This window comes from Andreprevotia sp. IGB-42 (assembly GCF_009848685.1).
Classification (GTDB): domain Bacteria; phylum Pseudomonadota; class Gammaproteobacteria; order Burkholderiales; family Chitinibacteraceae; genus Andreprevotia.
On the sequence record NZ_WXTX01000048.1, the window covers coordinates 1 to 1,101 of the forward strand.

General features: G+C 51.0%; 2 protein-coding genes. Both read right to left on the bottom strand.

Annotated features, from left to right (window positions below; translation table 11 throughout):
- Nucleotides 1-249 precede the first annotated feature (249 nt).
- On the bottom strand, nucleotides 250-675 hold the full coding sequence (locus IGB42_RS21815) for a hypothetical protein (RefSeq protein ID WP_159675657.1): 426 nt from the start codon (nucleotides 673-675) through the stop codon (nucleotides 250-252).
- A partial coding sequence (locus tag IGB42_RS21820; RefSeq protein ID WP_159675658.1) for a hypothetical protein occupies nucleotides 672-1,101 on the bottom strand: 430 nt, incomplete at its 5' end. The genes IGB42_RS21815 and IGB42_RS21820, both read right to left, overlap by 4 nt.

Sequence of the window (1,101 nt, forward strand, 5' to 3'; positions counted from 1 at the left end):
GGATAATAGCGCCAGCATCGGGCGAATTGTTCTAATCCGGGCAGATATTTCGTAAAACGTGGTCTGTCCCTCTATTACTCTCGTACTCTCGTATTACTCTCGGGCAAGAGGGGTTCAAGCAGCAGCAAGGTTTGATCGGAGATGTCGTGGCGACGGCGTGCGGGTTTTGGGGGTGGTTCGCGCTTGTGAGAGGCAATGGTGTTCAGATTGCCGATGTCGGCAATGCCGTTTTAGACGGGAGGGTCATCTCTATCGAGGCACATCTGGCCGGACGATTTCAATGAAGTCACTAAAATTAAGTGATTTTGGCACAGGCCACCGAACCATACCTGCCTCGTCAAGCGCAGCCGTTGCTAATTCGCGGAGGCGTTTCCAATTCTCATCTTTCATGAAACTCTCGTACGATTGCCTATAGTCCATCGTCCATACTAGATCAAATAATTGTTGTGCAATAGGACAAGGCTCAAACTCATCGAGCCAACTCACATGAAGCGTTTGAACCGCTGTGAGAAAATAAGCCGCGCCATTCTCCGTCAAGTCGCTTTCGCTCGAATTACTTTCATGAGGAAGCCCGCCCATAATCGCTACTTGACGGCTCGGCTCAAGCGTCATCAACGAGAACAGAGCCCATAAAATTTCAGAGCTCGTCTCCGGTTTAAGCTTGTTCTCCATCATTGATTCCAGAATCGAACGTGGTAGTGGAAACTTCCGTCAACCCAGTTGACCATTTCCCCGCCTTGCAACCCCGATATGCCACCGTGACCTGGGGCCCAAGAATGGTAATCCATTCTGACCAACTGCCGCAAACTTCCCATCTCCATGCCGATGCCGGTCAGCTGGCCGGCTGCACCCGCAGGCCCCCCGAAGACAATCTTGATCGGGACTTTCTCCTGTCCAAATCGAACTTTCGCAGGAGTGGTAATTGCGACACCACCGCCTGGGCCTTTCATGACCAAGGGCATATAGATCAGGAAACCGGTAAGCTTTTTGCCTTTTTCTTTCGACGTTACATAACCTTTGGCCCAGTCGCCCACTCCAATTCCGATTGCACGAGGAAGATTAATCGCAGCGTTTTCCATTGCTTCGGAAAAATTGACCTGC

What these genes read in the sequence shown, in the direction of transcription:
- IGB42_RS21815 (WP_159675657.1), bottom strand. Translation starts at nt 675, where the DNA reads ATGATGGAGAACAAGCTTAAACCGGAGACGAGCTCTGAAATTTTATGG.